Source organism: Streptomyces sp. NPDC055287, from assembly GCF_053646035.1.
This window is the reverse complement of sequence record NZ_JBSHNE010000145.1, coordinates 1-1,023: the sequence shown is the minus strand read 5'-3', so window position 1 is coordinate 1,023 and position 1,023 is coordinate 1. Positions and strand designations below refer to the sequence as shown.

Annotated in this window: 1 protein-coding gene; it reads left to right on the top strand. The window is 68.0% G+C overall.

The annotated features are described in order from the left end of the window. Positions 1-1,023, top strand: a 1,023-nt coding sequence (locus ACWIHY_RS40420; RefSeq protein ID WP_454381765.1) for an acyl-CoA carboxylase subunit beta, incomplete at both ends; no start/stop codon positions are given.

The following is a 1,023-nucleotide window of genomic DNA, read 5'->3' as shown; positions in this document are numbered from 1 at the left end:
GACGGCGCCGGTGCCCGTATCCAGGAGGGCGTTTCCGCGCTCGCGGGTTACGGCGGCATCTTCCAGCGCAACACGCGTGCCTCCGGTGTCATCCCGCAGATCTCCGTGATGCTCGGCCCGTGCGCGGGCGGCGCGGCCTACAGCCCGGCCCTCACCGACTTCGTGTTCATGGTCCGTGAGACCTCGCAGATGTTCATCACGGGCCCGGACGTCGTCCGTGCCGTGACCGGCGAGGAGATCACGCAGAACGGTCTGGGCGGCGCCGATGTGCACGCGGAGACCTCGGGCGTCGCGCACTTCGCGTACGACGACGAGGAGACCTGCATCGCCGAGGTCCGTTACCTGATCTCGATGCTGCCCTCGAACAACCGGGAGAACCCGCCGGCGGTCGAGTCCGAGGACCCGGCCGACCGCCGCTCGGAGGTGCTGCTGGACCTGGTCCCGGCCGACGGCAACCGCCCCTACGACATGCGCAAGGTCATCGAGGAGCTCGTCGACGACGGCGACTTCCTGGAGATCCACGAGCGCTGGGCCACCAACATCATCTGCACCCTGGCCCGCCTCGGCGGCCAGGTCGTCGGCATAGTCGCCAACCAGCCGCAGTCCCTGGCCGGTGTCCTCGACATCGAGGCCAGCGAGAAGTCCGCACGCTTCGTGCAGATGTGCGACGCGTTCAACATCCCGATCGTCACCCTGCTGGACGTCCCCGGCTTCCTGCCCGGCGTCGACCAGGAGCACGGTGGGATCATCCGCCACGGCGCCAAGCTGCTCTACGCGTACTGCAACGCCACCGTGCCCCGGATCTCCCTGATCCTGCGGAAGGCCTACGGAGGTGCGTACATCGTCATGGACTCGCAGTCCATCGGTGCCGACCTCACGTATGCCTGGCCCACCAACGAGATCGCGGTGATGGGCGCCGAGGGCGCCGCCAACGTCATCTTCCGCAAGCAGATCGCCGAGGCCGAGGACCCCGAGGCCATGCGTGCCCGCATGGTCAAGGAGTACAAGGCCGAGCTGATGCAC